Below are 18,833 nucleotides of genomic sequence, written 5' to 3' on the forward strand. Positions count from 1 at the left end.
CCTCACCCTAACCCTGAGGGAGAGGGGACTGACCGTGGAAGATTCGCGAGATACACCGATCTGAAAGTGCGTTAGCGCCTATGGATTCAGCACAGCACGTTCAGGTCGGCATCACTCACCAGCATCCCCCAATCAGTCCCCTCTCCCTCCGGGAGAGGGCTAGGGTGAGGGGCTCTTGATCCTCAGGCAATAAAAAGCCCCGCACTTCAACCGAAGGCGGGGCTTTTCATTAGCAGCAGATCAGAACAAGTCGATCGGCGCCTGCTCATCTGCTGGCAGCGGGCTGCCCGGTACGGCGCCATTGCCCAGTTCATTCACCGACGGTGGCGTGTCTTCAGACTTGAACAGCTCGAAGTACGCGCCGGGTGTGCTCGGCGTCGCCGCACGGCCACTGACCGGGTCCACACGCAAGCTCAGCAAACCTTCCGGCTCAGGCTGCACGTGCGGCGGCTTGTCCTTGAGCGCAGCCGACATGTAGTTCATCCAGATCGGTAGCGCCACAGTACCGCCGAACTCACGGCGTCCGAGGCTTTCCGGCTGATCGAAGCCGGTCCACACCGTGGTCACGTAGTCGGCGTTATACCCGGAGAACCACGCGTCTTTCGATTCGTTGGTGGTACCGGTTTTCCCGGCGATATCGCTGCGGCCCATGGCCAGTGCGCGACGGCCGGTGCCAAGCTTGATCACGTCCTGCAACATGCTGTTGAGGATGTACGTAGTGCGACCATCGACAATTCGCTCAGCCACTGCCGGTGCTTGCGGCACGGCCGCGCTGCCCGGCACTTCGCCCGCAACCGGTGTGGCGTTGACCGTAAACGAATCGGTGTGCGGCGCTGCGATACCGTCCGTCGCCGAACTACCCTGAGGCACGGTCGGCGGGTTGGCGACGAACAGCGTGTCGCCGTTGCGGCTTTCAATCTTGTCGATGATGTACGGAGTGATCTTGTAGCCGCCGTTGGCGAACGTACTCCAACCGGTGGCAATCTCCATCGGCGTCAGCGTTGCAGTGCCCAGCGCCAGCGACAGGTTTGGCGGCAGATCCTGCTTGTTGAAGCCGAAACGAGTGATGTAGTCGATGGTTTTGCCCACGCCCATCGCCTGCAGCAGGCGGATCGACACGAGGTTGCGCGACTTGTACAGCGCCTCACGCAAACGGATCGGGCCGAGGAAGGTGTTGGTGTCGTTCTTCGGACGCCAGACCTTGTCCAGGTACTCGTCGACGAACACGATCGGCGCGTCGTTGACCAGCGTGGCAGCGGTATAGCCGCTATCCAGCGCGGCGCTGTAGACGAACGGTTTGAAGCTCGAACCCGGCTGACGCTTGGCCTGCATGGCACGGTTGTAGTTGCTCTGCTCGAAGGCGAAACCGCCGACCAGCGAGCGAATCGCACCGTTCTGCGGGTCCAGCGACACCAGTGCACCTTGTGCCTGCGGGATCTGGCTGAATTTCAGCGAATTGTCTTTCTGGCGCTGCACGCGAACCAGATCGCCGACCTGTGCAACATCCGACGGCTGACGCGGATTGGCGCCCATGCTGTTGGTGTTGAGGAACGGTCGTGCCCATTTCATGGTGTCCCAGGCGACGTGCTCTTCGCCGGTGCGCGTCAGCACTTGCAGGCCGTTCTTGTCGACCTGGGTGACGATGGCCGGTTCGAGGCTGCTGATCGTGCGTTGTTTGGTCAGTTCGCTGGCCCAGGCCTCACGGGTCTTGCCCGGCAGGCGCGACTCGGGGCCACGGTAGCCGTGACGCTGGTCGTAGGTCATCAGGCCTTCGTGCAGCGCGGTGTTAGCCATTTCCTGCAGGTTGCTCGGCACCGTGGTGGTGACGCGGAAACCTTCGGTGTAAGCGTCGCTGCCATAGCGGCCGACCATTTCGGCGCGGGCCATCTCGGCGATGTACGGCGCGTTCACTTCCGGGGTTGGCACGTGATAGCTGGCGTTCAGCGGCTCGTTGATCGCGGCGGTGTAGTCCGCTTCGCTGATCTTGCCGAGCTTGTACATGCGCCCGAGGATCCAGTCGCGGCGTTCTTTGCTGCGTGCCGGGTTGGCCAGCGGGTTGAAGCGCGAAGGCGCTTTCGGCAGGCCGGCGATCATCGCCATCTGCGCCAGGCTGACATCACGGATCGACTTGCCGTAATACACCTGCGCCGCCGCTTCGATGCCATAGGCGCGGTTGCCCAGATAGATCTTGTTCACGTACAGCTCAAGGATTTCATCCTTGGTCAGCTGCCGCTCGATCTGCAGGGCCAGAAGGATTTCGGTGGTTTTGCGCGAAAAACTGCGTTCGCTGGTCAGGAAGAAGTTCTTCGCCACCTGCATGGTGATGGTGCTGCCGCCGGACTGAATGTGTCCGCTTTTGACCAGTTGGGTCGCGGCGCGCATCAGGCTGCTCGGATCGACGCCATAGTGGTTGGCGAAATTGTCGTCTTCAGCACTTAGTAACGCATTAATGAAATTGGGGGGAATGTCGGCGAAACGGATCGGTGTACGGCGCATTTCGCCAAATTCTGCGATCAACTTGTTGTCGCTGCTGTAGACCCGCAACGGAATCTGCAACTGAATGCTTCGCAGAGCCTCCACAGACGGCAAACCCGGACTAAGGTAAAGAAACGCGCCGCTGAGACCTAAAAGCAGTCCGCAGAAAACGGCGACGATGGACCAACCGAAAAATTTCAGCAGACGAATCAAGGCTTTTGGACATCCAGGGCAAAGAATGAATTTGGCGACGGGGCTCCGGCTACACACAGAACCATCCGCGCTTGCAGTAAAAAGCGGAAAAAAACGCTGGGCATTATAAGCACTTTTCTGCTGGGGGCGTCATTTGCGCTTCTGTCAAGACGGGGTGAAGGAACGCAATGCGTATTACAGAGTCCGTAACTCACGGAAAGTCATAGGGAATTGGTAGTGCTGGGACTCTTCAATAAAAAGGCCAATACGTTACTGGGGATCGACATCAGTTCCACGTCAGTGAAGCTGCTGGAACTGAGCCGTCAGGGTGATCGCTACCGGGTCGAGGCGTATGCGGTAGAGCCGTTGCCGGTCAACGCCGTGGTCGAAAAAAACATCGCCGAACTTGAAGGCGTCGGTCAGGCCCTGAGCCGTGTGCTGGTCAAGGCGCGCACCGGGCTCAAGAGCGTGGCGGTCGCGGTGGCCGGTTCTGCGGTGATCACCAAAGTCATCGAAATGGACGCCGGGCTGTCCGACGACGAGCTGGAAAACCAGCTCAAGATCGAAGCCGACCAATATATTCCCTACCCGCTGGACGAAGTCGCCATCGATTTTGAAGTCCAGGGTGTATCGCCGCGCAATCCCGAGCGGGTCAACGTGTTGCTCGCCGCCTGTCGCAAGGAAAACGTCGAAGTCCGTGAAGCGGCGCTTGCCCTCGCCGGCCTGACGGCGCGGGTGGTCGATGTCGAGGCCTATGCGCTGGAGCGTTCATTCGGCCTGCTTGCGACGCAACTGGCGGCCTCGCAGGAGCGTCTGACCGTCGCGGTGGTCGACATCGGCGCGACCATGACCACCCTCAGCGTCCTGCACAACGGCAAGATCATCTATACCCGCGAGCAATTGTTCGGTGGCCGGCAACTGACCGAGGAAATCCAGCGCCGCTATGGCCTGACCCTCGAGCAGGCCGGGCTGGCGAAAAAACAGGGTGGTCTGCCCGATGATTACATCAGCGAGGTCTTGCAGCCGTTTCGCGAGGCGCTGGTGCAACAAGTGTCGCGCTCGCTGCAATTCTTCTTCGCCTCCGGCCAATACAACGCGGTCGATCACATTCTGTTGGCCGGCGGCACGGCGTCGGTGCCAGGGCTGGACCGTTTGATCGAGCAGCGCCTGAATACGCCGACGCAAGTAGCCAATCCCTTTGCCAGCATGGCCTTGAGCAGCAAGGTCAACGCTGGAGCATTGGCCAGCGATGCGCCGGCGCTGATGATCGCCTGCGGGCTCGCGCTCAGGAGTTTCGACTGATGGCGCGGATCAACCTCCTGCCGTGGCGCGAAGAGCGTCGCGAAGAACGGCGCAAACGCTTTCTGCTGGCCTTGATCGGAGTGGTGGTCGGCTCGGTCGGAGCGGTGCTGATTGCCGATCAGGTGATCAGCGCGGCCATTGAGCGGCAAGTGGCGCGCAACGACTACATCGGCAAGCAGATCGCCGTGGTCGACGAACGAATCAAGCAGATCAGCGAACTCAAGGCGCGCCGTCAGCAATTGGTCGAACGCATGCGCATCATTCAGGATTTGCAGGGCAACCGGCAGATCAGCGGGCGAATCTTCGATCAGCTGGCGCGTACGCTGCCGGACGGCGTGTATTTCACCGATGTGAAGATGGTCGGCAAAACCCTGTCGATCAGTGGTGCTGCCGAATCGAACAATCGGGTCTCAGACCTGATGCGCAATCTGGAGGCCTCCGACTGGTTCGACGCACCGAGCCTCAATGAGGTGAAGGCAACGACTGCAGGCCAGGTGGATCAGGCCAACACCTTTGAACTGACGGTACGGCAGACCCAACCCCGCACCGTGGAGGACGAGCAATGAAGCCGTCCGAATGGCTGGAAAGTCTGCGCGACATTGATTTCAACGATCTCGACACCAGCAACATCGGTTCCTGGCCGGCCGCCGTGAAAGCCATGGCCGGAGCGCTGTTGATGGTGCTGGTGTTGGCGCTTGGCTATAACTTTTTCATCAGCGATATGGAAAACCAGCTGGAGGCCAAGCGCGAAGAAGAAGTCGCGCTCAAGGAACAGTTCGCCAGCAAGGCGCGCCTGTCAGCCAATCTCGAGCTGTACACCCAGCAAATGAAGGAAATGGAAAATACCTTCGGCGTGCTGCTGCGGCAATTGCCCAGTGACACCGAAGTGCCGGGCCTGCTCGAAGACATCACCCGTACTGGCCTGGGCAGTGGCCTGGAGTTCGAAGAGATCAAACTGCTGCCGGAGGTCACTCAGCAGTTTTACATCGAGCTACCGATCCAGATCACCGTCACCGGCGCCTATCACGACCTGGCCACTTTCGTCAGTGGCGTGGCCGGGCTGCCGCGCATTGTCACCTTGCATGATTTCGAACTCGCTCCTGCCGATAAAGAGGGCGGGCCGAAGCTGCGCATGAGCATCCTTGCCAAGACCTATCGCTATAACGACAAGGGGCTGCAGAAATGAGCCCGATTCGTTACATCGCGTTGTCGATGACGCTGCTCGCGCTGAACGGTTGTGGTGGCAGCGATGACTTCAGCGATCTCGATGCCTACCTGAACGAAGTGCGCCTGCGCCCGGCAGGCAAGATTGAACCAACCCCGACATTCCGGTCTTACCCCACATTCACTTACAGCGCGGCCAACCTGCGCAGTCCGTTCTCGCGCCAGGTGCGGGTCGATCTGGCCGGGCAGAAACATGGCTCACGCAACGTCAAACCCGACCCCAACCGGGTCAAGCAATACCTCGAAGGTTTCAACATCGAGCAGTTCGAGATGGTCGGCACGATTGCCAATGCTTCCGGCTCCTTCGCGTTGTTGCGCGGAGCGGGCGCGGTGCACCGGCTGAAAGTCGGCGATTACCTGGGGCGCAACGACGGTCGCATCGTCGCCATCAGCGCCACCCAGGTCGATGTGGTCGAGATCGTGCCCGACGGCGAAGGCGCCTGGCTGGAGCGTCCGCGCACCATTCCTTTGAAAGAGCACTCATAGTGGAAGTCGAACAATGAACAGGATTTTCTCCACCCTCGGTTTTTCGCTATGGATAGCGCTGATGTCGCCGATGGTACTCGCGGCCAATCTGAAGACGCTGGATGTCGCGGCGTTGCCGGGTGATCGCGTCGAGCTGAAGTTGTCGTTCGACGGCCCGCCGCCGCAGCCCAAGGGCTACACCACTGAATCACCGGCGCGGATTGCGTTGGATCTGCCCGGTGTTGTCAGTCAGTTGGCCAGCAAGAACCTCGATCTGGGTAGTGGCAATGCGCGAACGGCCACGGTGGTCGAAGCGAAGGAGCGCACGCGGCTGATTGTCAGCCTGACGCAGCTGGCGCCTTACACCACGCGGGTCGAGGGCAATAACCTGTTCGTGGTCGTCGGTCAGGGCGCACCGGCAGCTGCGCCGCGTCCTGCTGTCGTTGCGCCTCGTGCTACTGCAAAAGCTACTGCGCCCACCAAGGCATTTGTACCGAAAAGCCGGGCGATTCGCGGTGTGGATTTCCAGCGTGGAACAGCAGGCGAAGGCAATGTCGTCATCGACCTTTCCGATCCGACCATGGCCCCGGATATCCAAGAGCATGACGGCAAGATCATTCTCAGTTTCGCCCGCACGCAGTTGCCGGAGAAGCTGCGGGTGCGCCTCGACGTCAAGGATTTCGCCACCCCGGTGCAGTTCGTCAATGCCGCAGTGACCGCTGATCGCACGGTTATTACCGTCGAGCCCAGCGGCACCTACGAGTACTCCACCTTCCAGACCGACAACAAACTGACCGTCAGCATCCGCCCAATGACGGTCGATGACCTGCAAAAACGCAACGCTGACCGTCAGGCGTACGTGGGCGAAAAGCTTTCGCTGAACTTCCAGGACATTGATGTGCGCTCGGTGCTGCAACTGATCGCCGACTTCACCAATCTCAATCTGGTCGCCAGCGACACGGTGCAGGGTGGCATCACCTTGCGCCTGCAAAACGTGCCGTGGGATCAGGCGCTGGATCTGGTGTTGAAAACCAAAGGCCTGGATAAACGCAAGATCGGTAACGTGCTGCTGGTCGCTCCAGCCGATGAAATCGCAGCACGCGAGCGCCAGGAACTGGAGTCGCAGAAACAGATCGCCGAACTGGCGCCGTTGCGCCGTGAGCTGCTGCAAGTGAACTACGCCAAGGCAGCAGACATCGCCAAGTTGTTCCAGTCGGTGACCAGTGCCGAAGCGAAAATCGATGAACGCGGTTCGATTACCGTCGATGAACGGACCAACAACATCATCGCCTACCAGACCCAGGATCGCCTCGACGAACTGCGGCGAATCGTGGCACAGCTGGATATCCCGGTGCGTCAGGTAATGATCGAGGCGCGAATTGTCGAGGCCAACGTCGATTACGATAAAAGTCTGGGTGTGCGCTGGGGCGGGTCGATTCAGAACAAGGGCAACTGGAACGCCTCCGGAGTCAACGGTTCGTCGACCACCATTGGTACACCCGGCAGCACCAGCACCAACTCACCGTTCGTCGACATGGGTACCGTGGGCAATACTTCAGGGATTGGCATTGCCTTCATCACTGACAATGTCCTGCTCGATCTTGAGCTGACAGCGATGGAGAAGACCGGCAACGGTGAAATCGTCTCGCAACCGAAAGTGGTCACCTCCGACAAGGAAACCGCCAAAATCCTCAAAGGCACTGAAATTCCGTATCAGGAAGCCAGCTCCAGTGGTGCGACTTCGGTGTCGTTCAAGGAAGCCTCGCTATCGCTGGAAGTGACGCCGCAGATCACCCCCGACAACCGCATTATCATGGAGGTCAAGGTCACCAAGGACGAACCGGACTACCTGAACAAAGTGCAGGATGTGCCGCCAATCAAGAAAAACGAGGTCAACGCCAAGGTGCTGGTCAACGACGGCGAAACCATCGTGATTGGCGGTGTTTTCTCAAATACTCAAAGCAAGGTTGTAGATAAGGTGCCATTTCTTGGCGATGTGCCGTATCTTGGCCGCCTTTTCAGGCGTGATGTGGTTTCGGAGAAAAAATCCGAGCTGCTGGTATTTCTCACACCACGTATCATGAATAACCAGGCGATTGCTGTGAGTCGTTGATTCTGTGCGAAATTTGATTCTTGTAGGACCGATGGGCGCTGGCAAAAGCACCATCGGCCGGTTGCTGGCCAAAGAGCTGCGCCTGCCGTTCAAAGATTCCGACAAGGAAATTGAACTGCGCACGGGCGCCAATATCCCGTGGATCTTCGACAAGGAAGGCGAGCCCGGCTTTCGTGACCGTGAGCAGGCGATGATTGCCGAGCTGTGCGCGTTCGACGGCGTGGTCTTGGCGACCGGCGGTGGCGCCGTCATGCGCGATGCCAATCGCAAGGCCCTGCATGAGGGTGGGCGAGTGGTGTATCTGCACGCCTCCGTCGAACAGCAAGTCGGCCGCACGGCGCGCGACCGCAATCGGCCGTTGCTGCGCACCGCCAATCCGGAGAAAACCCTGCGCGACCTGCTGGCGATCCGCGATCCGCTCTATCGGGAAATCGCCGATCTGGTGGTGGAAACCGACGAACGGCCGCCACGCATGGTGGTGCTCGACATTCTTGATCGTCTGGCGCAGCTTCCACCCCGTTAAAGCATCGTTCGAAATGCGCTATCCTCGGCGTCCTGTCACAGCCCGTCGAGGTTGTGGCGGATGGCGTGCGAGCGGCGTCATACCCGCTGTAGGCCGCAGACAACCAATAATTCAGGGCAGGACGCCTGCTTCCATCTTCACTGTGGGGACACATGCAGACACTCAAGGTCGATCTAGGCGAGCGCAGCTACCCGATTCATATTGGCGAAGGTTTGTTGGATCAGCCCGAGTTGCTGGCTCCGCACATCCATGGGCGGCAAGTGGCAATCATCTCCAACGAGACCGTTGCGCCGCTCTATCTTGAACGTCTGACCCGCAGCCTCGCGCAGTTCTCGGTGATCTCCGTGGTGCTGCCGGACGGCGAAGCCTTCAAGAACTGGGAAACCCTGCAACTGATCTTCGACGGTCTGCTGACCGCCCGTCATGATCGCCGCACCACCGTGATCGCCTTGGGCGGCGGTGTGATCGGCGACATGGCCGGTTTCGCCGCATCCTGCTATCAGCGCGGCGTCGACTTCATCCAGATTCCAACCACTTTGCTTTCTCAGGTCGATTCATCGGTGGGCGGCAAGACCGGTATCAACCATCCGCTGGGCAAGAACATGGTCGGCGCGTTCTATCAGCCGAACGTGGTGCTGATCGATACGGCGTCCCTGAAAACCCTGCCAGAGCGCGAACTGTCTGCCGGCCTGGCGGAAGTCATCAAATACGGGCTGATCTGCGACGAGCCGTTCCTGACCTGGCTCGAAGACAACGTCGACGCCCTGCGCGCGCTGGACCAGAAAGCCCTGACTTACGCCATCGAGCGCTCCTGCGCAGCCAAGGCTGCGGTGGTCGGCGCCGATGAGAAGGAAACCGGTGTGCGCGCCACGCTCAACCTTGGCCACACCTTTGGTCACGCCATCGAGACCCACATGGGCTATGGTGTCTGGTTGCATGGGGAAGCGGTCGCAGCTGGCACGGTGATGGCGCTGGAGATGTCTGCGCGTCTGGGCTGGATCAGTGATGAGGAACGCGATCGCGGTATCCGCCTGTTCCAGCGCGCCGGTCTGCCGGTGGTGCCACCGACTGAAATGACCGAGGCCGATTTTCTTCAACACATGGCAATCGACAAAAAAGTGATCGACGGTCGTCTGCGCCTGGTGCTGCTGCGCCGGATGGGCGAAGCGGTAGTGACCGACGATTATCCGAAAGAGGTTCTACAGGCCACGCTGGGAGCGGATTACCGCGCCCTGGCTCAGCTTAAAGGTTAATAAGATTCCGATGACTAGTTTGCATGCCGACGAGGCGTTCCTCGGCCATTTCCAGTTAAGTCACGACCCGTTCGCGCCACGCGTGCCGGGCTTCAAGTTCTTCCCGGCCCAGCGCAAACCGGTGCTGGGGCAGTTGCATCATCTGGCGCGTTACAGCCAGTTGCTACTGGTGGTCACTGGCCCGCAAGGCAGCGGCAAGACGCTGCTGCGCCAGGCGCTGGTCGCCAGCACCAACAAGCAGTCGGTGCAGAGCGTGGTGGTTTCCGCCCGTGGCGCCGGTGATGCCGCTGGCGTGCTGCGCCAAGTGGCGCAGGCACTGAACGTCGCTCAGGCCGATGTTGGCGCGATTCTGGAACAAGTGGTGCAACTCGCGTTGACCGGTCAGGAAGTCTATCTGTTGGTGGATGACGCCGAGCAGCTCGATGAATCCGCCCTCGAAGCGCTGATGGCGCTGGGTGCCGGCGCACCGGAAGGTCGCCCGCACGTGTTCTTGTTCGGTGAGTCGTCGCTGATCGCTCAGCTTGAGGCTTTGCATCTTGAGGAAGAGCGCTTTCACGTCATCGAGTTGCAGCCTTACACCGAAGAAGAGACTCGCGAATATCTCGACCAACGGCTCGAAGGTGCCGGCCGGGGTGTCGAACTTTTCACCGCAGATCAGATCTCTGATATTCACGAAAGTGCCGAGGGTTGGCCGGGCAACATCAACCAGGTCGCTCGCGATGCTCTGATCGAAGTCATGATTGCCAGCCGCTCAGCGGTCAAGCGTCCAAGTATGGGGTTCAACATGCCGAAGAAACACGTATTGGCCATTTCCGCCGTCGTTGTGGTCGCGGTCGCTGCCGCCTGGCTGATGCCGGGTCGCAACAAGGCGCCGACCACCGGTGCACCGGCCAATGAGCAGGCACAGTTGCCATTGGGCCAGGGCGCAGCCAATGGCGGCGCGCCGAACGTCGAGTTCGCCGGTAATACACAGCCGATGCCGTTGCCGCTGGTCGGCAACTCGCAACCGGTCATGCGCGGCCCGTTGGCCGAAGCGGCCGGCGGTATTACCGAAGGCGACGATGGTGTGCCACTGGAAGGTTCCAGCAATACCCCGCCGACCGTAACCACTTCCGCACCGCCTGCGGGCGTTCCGGCCGGTCCCGCGCCGACACCGGTTCCGTTGCCAGCCGCCAAGCCCACCCCGGCGCCGACGCAAGTTGCCACCGCCAAGCCTGCTCCAGCCGCGCCAGTCGCCAAACCGGCTCCAGCGCCAGCCAAGCCAGTCGCCGCTGCCAAACCGGCCGAGAAGCCGGTGACCGTTGCCAAAGCCGCCGGTGGCAGCTGGTACGCCGGTCAGCCGACCGGCAACTACGTGGTGCAGATCCTCGGCACCAGCTCTGAAGCGGCGGCGCAAAACTTCGTCAAAGAGCAGGGCGGCGAGTACCGTTATTTCAAGAAAGTGCTCAACGGCAAGCCTCTCTATGTGATCACCTACGGCAACTTCGCCAATCGTGATGCAGCCGTTTCTGCCATCAAGGCCTTGCCAGCGAAGGTTCAGGCTGGTAAACCTTGGCCTCGCACTGTCGCCAGCGTCCAACAGGAACTGGCAACAACTCGCTGAAGATTCGGCGGCCTTACCCAGGCCGCCTCTCCAAGCACCTCAAAATTTCTGCAAGTGCGCGCCGTCTCTACAGACCGCGTGCCTTGTGGTGTCTGCGTTACAGTAGTCTTTGAGTCGTTGCGGTCAAAATTAAAAAAGTTTTGACTAGCACAGCAGATCGCTTTAAACCTTTCACAAATGCGACATGAATTTGCGACATTTCGTCGTCAAATTTGTGAGCCTCTGTGTCGCTGTGTACAATGACCACCCTTTTGCCCCCGCCAAGCCGGCGTACGTTCGGCGCAGGACGCAAGTGGTTGAATTGAAAAGAAATTTGCCTCGAAAAGAGGCAGCCTGGTGAGAAAGTGTCTATGAAAGCAGGTCTGTACCAACCAGATGAATTCAAGGATAACTGCGGTTTCGGCCTGATAGCCCATATGCAGGGCGAGCCCAGTCATACCCTTTTGCAAACGGCCATCGAGGCCCTGACCTGCATGACCCACCGCGGTGGGATTAATGCCGACGGCAAGACCGGTGACGGTTGCGGTCTGCTGATTCAAAAACCTGACGCGTTCCTGCGAGCCATTGCCCAGGAAACCTTCAGCGTCGAGTTGCCCAAGCAATACGCGGTGGGCATGGTTTTCTTCAACCAGGATCCGGTCAAGGCCGAAGCCGCTCGCGAGAACATGAACCGCGAGATCCTCGCTGAAGGCCTGCAACTGATCGGCTGGCGTAAAGTGCCAATCGACACCAGCGTCCTCGGCCGCCTCGCTCTCGAGCGCCTGCCGCAGATCGAGCAGGTGTACATCGGCGGCGAAGGCCTGAGCGATCAGGACATGGCCGTGAAGCTGTTCAGTGCCCGTCGCCGTTCGTCGGTATCCAACGCCGTCGACTCCGACCACTACATCTGCAGCTTTTCGCACAAAACCATCATCTATAAAGGCCTGATGATGCCGGCCGATCTGGCCGCGTTTTATCCGGACCTGAGTGACGAGCGCCTGCAAACCGCGATCTGCGTGTTCCACCAGCGCTTCTCCACCAACACCCTGCCGAAATGGCCGCTGGCGCAGCCATTCCGCTTTCTCGCCCACAACGGCGAGATCAACACCATTACCGGTAACCGTAACTGGGCGCAGGCCCGTCGGACCAAGTTCAGCAACGATCTGATGGATCTGGAAGAGCTCGGCCCGCTGGTCAACCGTGTCGGTTCCGACTCCTCGAGCATGGACAACATGCTCGAGCTGATGGTCACCGGTGGTATCGACCTGTTCCGTGGCGTGCGGATGATCATTCCGCCGGCGTGGCAGAACGTCGAAACCATGGACCCGGATCTGCGTGCGTTCTACGAGTACAACTCGATGCACATGGAACCGTGGGACGGCCCGGCCGGCGTGGTCATGACCGACGGTCGCTACGCGGTGTGCCTGCTTGACCGTAACGGTCTGCGCCCGGCGCGTTGGGTCACCACCACCAACGGTTTCATTACCCTCGCGTCGGAAATCGGCGTGTGGGATTACAAGCCGGAAGACGTGATTGCCAAAGGCCGTGTCGGCCCTGGGCAGATCTTCGCGGTGGACACCGAAACCGGGCAGATCCTCGACACCGATGCGATCGACAACCGTCTGAAATCCCGTCATCCGTACAAGCAATGGCTGCGCAAGAATGCCCTGCGCATTCAGGCGACCATGGAAGACAACGACCACGGTTCGGCGTTTTACGACGTCGATCAGCTCAAGCAATACATGAAGATGTATCAGGTCACGTTCGAAGAGCGCGATCAGGTCCTGCGTCCGCTTGGCGAGCAAGGCTACGAAGCCGTTGGCTCGATGGGCGACGACACGCCGATGGCCGTGCTGTCCCAGCGTGTGCGCACGCCGTACGACTATTTCCGTCAGCAGTTCGCGCAGGTCACCAACCCGCCGATCGACCCGCTGCGTGAAGCGATCGTGATGTCGCTGGAAATCTGCCTCGGTGCCGAGCGCAACATTTTCCAGGAGTCGCCGGAACACGCCTCGCGCGTGATCCTCAGCTCGCCAGTGATCTCGCCGGCCAAGTGGCGCTCGCTGATGAACCTCGACCGCCCGGGTTTCGAACGGCAGATCATCGACCTCAACTACGACGAAAGCGTTGGCCTCGAAGCGGCCATTCGCAACGTTGCCGATCAGGCTGAAGAAGCCGTGCGCGCCGGTCGTACCCAGATCGTTCTGAGCGACCGTCATATCGCCCCAGGCAAGCTGCCGATCCACGCCTCGCTGGCGACCGGTGCCGTGCACCACCGGCTGACCGAAAAAGGCCTGCGCTGCGATTCCAACATCCTTGTTGAAACTGCTACCGCCCGTGACCCGCATCACTTCGCGGTGCTGATCGGTTTCGGCGCCTCCGCGGTCTATCCGTTCCTGGCGTACGAAGTGCTGGGCGACCTGATCCGTACCGGTGAAGTGCTGGGCGACCTCTACGAGGTGTTCAAGAACTACCGCAAAGGCATCACCAAAGGTCTGCTGAAAATCCTGTCGAAGATGGGTATTTCGACCATCGCTTCGTACCGTGGCGCGCAGCTGTTCGAAGCCATCGGCCTGTCCGAAGAAGTCTGCGACCTGAGCTTCCGTGGCGTGCCGAGCCGCATCAAGGGTGCGCGTTTCGTCGACATCGAAGCCGAGCAGAAAGCACTGGCTACCGAAGCCTGGAGTCCGCGCAAGCCGATCCAGCAGGGCGGTCTGCTGAAGTTCGTCCATGGTGGCGAATATCACGCTTACAACCCGGACGTGGTCAACACCCTGCAAGCCGCCGTGCAGCAGGGCGACTACGCCAAGTTCAAGGAATACACCTCGCTGGTGGACAACCGTCCGGTGTCGATGATCCGCGACCTGTTCAAGGTCAAGACCCTCGACACGCCGCTGGACATCAGTGAAATCGAACCGCTGGAATCGGTGCTCAAGCGCTTCGACTCCGCCGGTATCTCGCTGGGCGCTTTGTCGCCGGAAGCTCACGAAGCCCTGGCCGAAGCCATGAACCGCCTCGGCGCGCGTTCGAACTCCGGCGAAGGTGGTGAAGATCCGGCGCGTTACGGCACCATCAAGAGCTCGAAAATCAAGCAAGTTGCGACTGGCCGTTTCGGGGTAACCCCGGAATACCTGGTCAACGCCGAAGTGCTGCAGATCAAGGTCGCGCAAGGCGCCAAGCCGGGCGAGGGCGGGCAACTGCCGGGCGGCAAGGTCAACGGGCTGATCGCCAAGCTGCGTTACGCAGTGCCGGGCGTAACCCTGATTTCGCCACCGCCGCACCACGACATCTACTCGATCGAAGACTTGTCGCAGCTGATTTTCGACTTGAAACAGGTCAACCCGAAGGCGCTGGTTTCGGTCAAATTGGTTGCGGAAGCAGGCGTCGGCACTATCGCCGCCGGTGTGGCCAAGGCCTATGCGGACTTGATCACCATCTCCGGCTACGACGGTGGCACCGGTGCTTCGCCGCTGACTTCGATCAAATACGCCGGCGCACCGTGGGAACTCGGCCTCGCCGAAACTCACCAGACCCTGCGTGGCAACGACCTGCGCGGCAAAGTCCGGGTGCAGACCGACGGCGGCTTGAAAACCGGCCTCGACGTGATCAAGGCTGCGATCCTCGGCGCCGAAAGCTTCGGCTTCGGTACCGCGCCAATGATCGCGCTGGGCTGCAAATACCTGCGTATCTGCCACCTGAACAACTGCGCCACCGGCGTCGCCACTCAGAACGAGAAGCTGCGCAAGGATCACTACATCGGTACCGTCGACATGGTGGTGAATTTCTTCACCTACGTCGCCGAAGAAACCCGTGAGTGGCTGGCCAAGCTCGGCGTGCGCTCCCTCGAAGAGCTGATCGGTCGCACCGATCTGCTGGAAATCCTCGAAGGCCAGACCGCCAAGCAAAACCACCTGGACCTGACGCCGCTGTTGGGCAGCGATCACATCCCGGCGGACAAACCGCAGTTCTGCGGCGTTGAGCGCAACCCACCATTCGACCAAGGCCTGCTGGCCGAGAAAATGGTCGAGATGGCTTCGTCGGCGATCAACGACATGAGCGGCGCCGAGTTCGATCTGGATATCTGCAACTGCGACCGTTCGATCGGCGCGCGGATCTCCGGCGAAATCGCCCGCAAGCATGGCAACCAAGGGATGGCGAAAGCGCCGATCACCTTCCGCTTCAAAGGCACTGCCGGTCAGAGCTTCGGCGTGTGGAACGCCGGCGGTCTGAACATGTACCTCGAAGGCGATGCCAACGACTACGTCGGCAAAGGCATGACCGGTGGCAAGCTGACCATCGTGCCGCCGAAGGGCAGCGTTTACAAAACTCAGGAAAGCGCCATCATCGGCAACACCTGCCTGTACGGCGCCACCGGCGGCAAGCTGTTCGCCGCCGGCACCGCAGGCGAGCGTTTCGCCGTGCGCAACTCCGGTGCCCACACGGTTGTGGAAGGCACTGGCGATCACTGCTGTGAGTACATGACCGGTGGTTTTGTCTGCGTGCTGGGCAAGACCGGTTACAACTTCGGCTCTGGCATGACCGGTGGTTTCGCCTACGTGCTCGATCAGGACAACACCTTCGTTGACCGGGTCAACCACGAACTGGTGGAAATCCAGCGGATCAGCGGCGAGGCGATGGAAGCCTATCGCAGCCACCTGCAAAACGTGCTGAACGAGTACGTCGCGGAAACCGACAGCGAGTGGGGTCGTGAACTCGCCGAAAACCTCGATGACTACCTGCGCCGTTTCTGGCTGGTCAAGCCCAAGGCTGCCAACCTGAAATCGTTGCTTTCCAGCACTCGTGCCAACCCGCAGTGATATGCGCCTGAAGAGTTTGATGAGGTTTTAACAATGGCTGAACGTCTGAATAACGACTTCCAGTTCATCGATGTCGGGCGCAAAGATCCGAAGAAGAAACTGTTGCGTCAACGCAAGAAAGAGTTCGTCGAAATCTACGAACCGTTCAAACCCCAGCAGTCGGCCGATCAGGCTCACCGCTGCCTGGGTTGCGGCAACCCGTATTGCGAATGGAAGTGCCCGGTACACAACTTCATTCCCAACTGGTTGAAGCTGGTGGCCGAGGGCAACATCCTTCAGGCCGCCGAGCTGTCGCACCAGACCAACACCCTGCCGGAAGTCTGCGGCCGGGTGTGCCCGCAGGATCGTCTGTGCGAGGGTGCCTGCACCCTTAACGACGGCTTCGGCGCGGTGACCATCGGATCGGTCGAGAAGTACATCACCGACACCGCGTTCGCCATGGGCTGGCGCCCGGACATGTCCAAGGTCAAACCGACCGGCAAACGTGTCGCGATCATCGGTGCGGGCCCGGCGGGCCTGGGTTGTGCCGACGTGTTGGTACGCGGCGGCGTGACCCCGGTGGTGTTCGACAAGAACCCGGAAATCGGCGGTCTGCTGACCTTCGGCATCCCCGAGTTCAAGCTGGAAAAGACCGTGCTGAGCAATCGTCGCGAAGTCTTCACTGGCATGGGCATCGAGTTCCGTCTGAATACCGAAGTCGGCAAAGACGTGACCATGGAACAACTGCTCGCCGAATACGATGCGGTGTTCATGGGCATGGGCACCTACACCTACATGAAGGGCGGTTTTGCCGGTGAGGATCTGCCGGGCGTGTATGACGCGCTGGACTTCCTCATTGCCAACGTCAATCGCAACCTGGGCTTTGAAAAGTCGCCGGAAGATTTCGTCGACATGAAAGGCAAGAAGGTTGTGGTGCTGGGCGGCGGTGACACGGCGATGGACTGCAACCGCACGTCGATCCGTCAGGGCGCCAAGTCGGTGACCTGCGCTTATCGTCGTGACGAAGCGAACATGCCCGGCTCGCGCAAAGAGGTGAAGAACGCCAAGGAAGAAGGCGTGAAATTCCTCTACAACCGCCAGCCGATCGCTATCGTCGGTGAGGACAAGGTCGAAGGCGTCAAAGTGGTCGAGACCCGTCTCGGCGAACCGGACGCCCGTGGCCGTCGCAGCCCCGAGCCGATCCCGGGTTCCGAAGAGATTATCCCGGCCGATGCCGTGGTTATCGCTTTCGGCTTCCGCCCGAGCCCGGCGCCGTGGTTCGAGCAGTTCGAGATCCAGACCGACAGCCAGGGCCGCGTTGTTGCGCCTGAGCAAGGTCAGTACAAGCACCAGACCAGCAATCCGAAAATCTTTGCCGGTGGCGACATGGTGCGCGGTTCCGACCTGGTGGTGACGGCGATCTTCGAAGGCCGCAATGCTGCCGAAGGGATCCTCGATTACTTGGGCGTCTAAACCCTTCTAGCTGACCGCAATGCAATACCTGTGGGAGCTGGCTTGCCAGCGATAGCATCACCTCGCTCAATCTGACAAAACGAGGTGTCTGCATCGCTCGCAAGCCGGCTCCCACAGTGCTTTGTGTTGCTGCAAAAATCTGCATTCCAACGCAATAAATTGACCCGATAGACAAAAGGCTGACCTGCATCCGTGCCTTTTGCGTCGCGCTCTGAGAAAATGCCCGCACTTTTTTTCCGGATGCCGACATGACTGCCCTGAAGAACGACCGTTTCCTCCGCGCCCTGCTCAAGCAACCCGTTGACGTCACCCCGGTGTGGATGATGCGTCAGGCCGGTCGCTACCTGCCGGAATACCGCGCCAGCCGTGCCCACGCCGGTGATTTCATGAGCCTGTGCATGAATCCGGAATTCGCCTGCGAAGTCACCATGCAACCGCTCGACCGCTATCCACAACTGGACGCGGCGATCCTGTTTTCCGACATCCTCACCATCCCCGATGCCATGGGCCAGGGCCTGTACTTCGAGACCGGTGAAGGTCCGCGCTTCAAAAAAGTCGTCAGCACCCTCGCTGATATCGAAGCGTTGCCGATCCCTGATCCGCACAAAGACCTCGGCTACGTGATGGACGCGGTCAGCACCATCCGTCGCGAACTGAACGGTCGCGTGCCGCTGATCGGTTTCTCCGGCAGCCCGTGGACACTGGCCACCTACATGGTTGAAGGCGGCTCGTCGAAGGACTTCCGCAAGACCAAGGCGATGCTCTACGACAACCCGCAAGCCATGCACCTGCTGCTGGATAAACTGGCGCAGTCGGTGACTTCGTACCTCAACGGCCAGATCATGGCCGGCGCGCAAGCGGTGCAGATATTCGATACTTGGGGCGGCAACCTGTCGGCAGCGGCGTATCAGGAGTTCTCGCTGGCTTACATGAAGAAAATCGTCAGCGGCCTTATCCGCGAGCACGACGGTCGCCAAGTGCCGGTGATCCTCTTCACCAAAAACGGCGGCCTGTGGCTGGAAAGCATCGCCGACGCCGGCGCCGACGCCTTGGGTCTGGACTGGACCTGCGACATCGGCAACGCCCGCGCCCGCGTTGGCGACAAAGTTGCGCTGCAAGGCAACATGGACCCGACCGTGCTTTACGCCAAACCGGAAGCGATCCGCACTGAAGTCGGGCGCATTCTGGCCAGCTATGGCAAGGGCAGCGGCCACGTGTTCAACCTCGGCCATGGCATCACCCCTGAGGTTGATCCGGAGCATGCGGGTGCGTTCCTGCGTGCGGTGCATGAACTGTCGGCGCAGTATCACGAGTGATCGCCACACCATAAAAAACGCCCGGCTAAATGCCGGGCGTTTTTGTTTCCGCGATCCAACGTCGGACACAGATCATTTGTAGGAGTGAGCCTGCTCGCGATAGCGGTGAGTCAGTCGAC

The 18,833-nt window shown here is 60.1% G+C and carries 12 protein-coding genes; 11 read left to right on the forward strand and 1 reads right to left on the reverse strand.

The genetic code is table 11. The annotated features are described in order from the left end of the window. Positions 1-240 precede the first annotated feature (240 nt). A complete protein-coding gene (locus ACM6JQ_RS27690; protein ID WP_414895041.1) occupies positions 241-2,685 on the reverse strand; it encodes a penicillin-binding protein 1A in 2,445 nt (814 codons plus the stop codon). A 219-nt stretch (positions 2,686-2,904) separates the two neighbouring features. Between ACM6JQ_RS27690 and ACM6JQ_RS27695 the strand changes: the two genes are divergently transcribed. The 11 genes from ACM6JQ_RS27695 to hemE all read left to right on the forward strand — a co-directional run bounded on the left by ACM6JQ_RS27695 (position 2,905) and on the right by hemE (position 18,714). After that, on the forward strand, positions 2,905-3,969 hold the full coding sequence (locus ACM6JQ_RS27695) for a pilus assembly protein PilM (RefSeq protein ID WP_095113433.1): 1,065 nt from the start codon (positions 2,905-2,907) through the stop codon (positions 3,967-3,969). After that, positions 3,969-4,535, forward strand: a complete 567-nt coding sequence (locus ACM6JQ_RS27700) for a PilN domain-containing protein (protein ID WP_095113434.1) — start codon at positions 3,969-3,971, stop codon at positions 4,533-4,535. The genes ACM6JQ_RS27695 and ACM6JQ_RS27700 overlap by 1 nt, the downstream gene beginning before the upstream one ends. Then, positions 4,532-5,155, forward strand: a complete 624-nt coding sequence (pilO, locus tag ACM6JQ_RS27705) for a type 4a pilus biogenesis protein PilO (RefSeq protein WP_414895024.1) — start codon at positions 4,532-4,534, stop codon at positions 5,153-5,155. The genes ACM6JQ_RS27700 and pilO overlap by 4 nt, the downstream gene beginning before the upstream one ends. Next, entirely contained in the window at positions 5,152-5,679 is a 528-nt protein-coding gene (locus tag ACM6JQ_RS27710; RefSeq protein ID WP_095113435.1) for a pilus assembly protein PilP, read from the forward strand. Before pilO ends, ACM6JQ_RS27710 begins: the two co-directional genes overlap by 4 nt. A 13-nt stretch (positions 5,680-5,692) precedes the next feature. Further along, positions 5,693-7,771 (forward strand): type IV pilus secretin PilQ, encoded by a 2,079-nt coding sequence (gene pilQ, locus ACM6JQ_RS27715; RefSeq protein ID WP_414895025.1) that lies wholly within the window; start codon positions 5,693-5,695, stop codon positions 7,769-7,771. A 4-nt stretch (positions 7,772-7,775) separates the two neighbouring features. Then, a complete protein-coding gene (aroK, locus tag ACM6JQ_RS27720; protein WP_025110261.1) occupies positions 7,776-8,294 on the forward strand; it encodes a shikimate kinase AroK in 519 nt (172 codons plus the stop codon). 152 nt (positions 8,295-8,446) lie between these two features. Continuing rightward, positions 8,447-9,547 carry a 3-dehydroquinate synthase gene (gene aroB, locus ACM6JQ_RS27725; protein WP_007909430.1) on the forward strand — a complete coding sequence of 367 codons (1,101 nt, stop codon included), beginning with the start codon at positions 8,447-8,449 and terminating at the stop codon, positions 9,545-9,547. 10 nt (positions 9,548-9,557) lie between these two features. Beyond that, a complete protein-coding gene (locus ACM6JQ_RS27730) occupies positions 9,558-11,150 on the forward strand; it encodes an AAA family ATPase (protein ID WP_123375582.1) in 1,593 nt (530 codons plus the stop codon). Positions 11,151-11,500: 350 nt separating this feature from the next. After that, positions 11,501-15,946, forward strand: a complete 4,446-nt coding sequence (gene gltB / locus ACM6JQ_RS27735; protein ID WP_414895026.1) for a glutamate synthase large subunit — start codon at positions 11,501-11,503, stop codon at positions 15,944-15,946. A gap of 33 nt (positions 15,947-15,979) precedes the next feature. Next, positions 15,980-17,398: an FAD-dependent oxidoreductase gene (locus ACM6JQ_RS27740; protein WP_007909438.1), complete on the forward strand. Its 1,419-nt coding sequence runs from the start codon at positions 15,980-15,982 to the stop codon at positions 17,396-17,398. 248 nt (positions 17,399-17,646) lie between these two features. After that, complete coding sequence (hemE, locus tag ACM6JQ_RS27745) at positions 17,647-18,714, forward strand: uroporphyrinogen decarboxylase (protein ID WP_414895027.1); 1,068 nt, start codon at positions 17,647-17,649, stop codon at positions 18,712-18,714. Positions 18,715-18,833 lie beyond the last annotated feature (119 nt).

It is taken from the genome of Pseudomonas sp. IT-232MI5 (assembly GCF_949767845.1).
Taxonomy (GTDB): domain Bacteria; phylum Pseudomonadota; class Gammaproteobacteria; order Pseudomonadales; family Pseudomonadaceae; genus Aquipseudomonas.

Coding starts and splice junctions, on each gene's coding strand:
- ACM6JQ_RS27700 (WP_095113434.1), top strand. CDS start 3,969: ATGGCGCGGATCAACCTCCTGCCGTGGCGCGAAGAGCGTCGCGAAGAA.
- pilO (WP_414895024.1), top strand. CDS start 4,532: ATGAAGCCGTCCGAATGGCTGGAAAGTCTGCGCGACATTGATTTCAAC.
- ACM6JQ_RS27710 (WP_095113435.1), top strand. CDS start 5,152: ATGAGCCCGATTCGTTACATCGCGTTGTCGATGACGCTGCTCGCGCTG.
- pilQ (WP_414895025.1), top strand. CDS start 5,693: ATGAACAGGATTTTCTCCACCCTCGGTTTTTCGCTATGGATAGCGCTG.
- aroB (WP_007909430.1), top strand. CDS start 8,447: ATGCAGACACTCAAGGTCGATCTAGGCGAGCGCAGCTACCCGATTCAT.
- ACM6JQ_RS27730 (WP_123375582.1), top strand. CDS start 9,558: ATGACTAGTTTGCATGCCGACGAGGCGTTCCTCGGCCATTTCCAGTTA.
- gltB (WP_414895026.1), top strand. CDS start 11,501: ATGAAAGCAGGTCTGTACCAACCAGATGAATTCAAGGATAACTGCGGT.
- ACM6JQ_RS27740 (WP_007909438.1), top strand. CDS start 15,980: ATGGCTGAACGTCTGAATAACGACTTCCAGTTCATCGATGTCGGGCGC.
- hemE (WP_414895027.1), top strand. CDS start 17,647: ATGACTGCCCTGAAGAACGACCGTTTCCTCCGCGCCCTGCTCAAGCAA.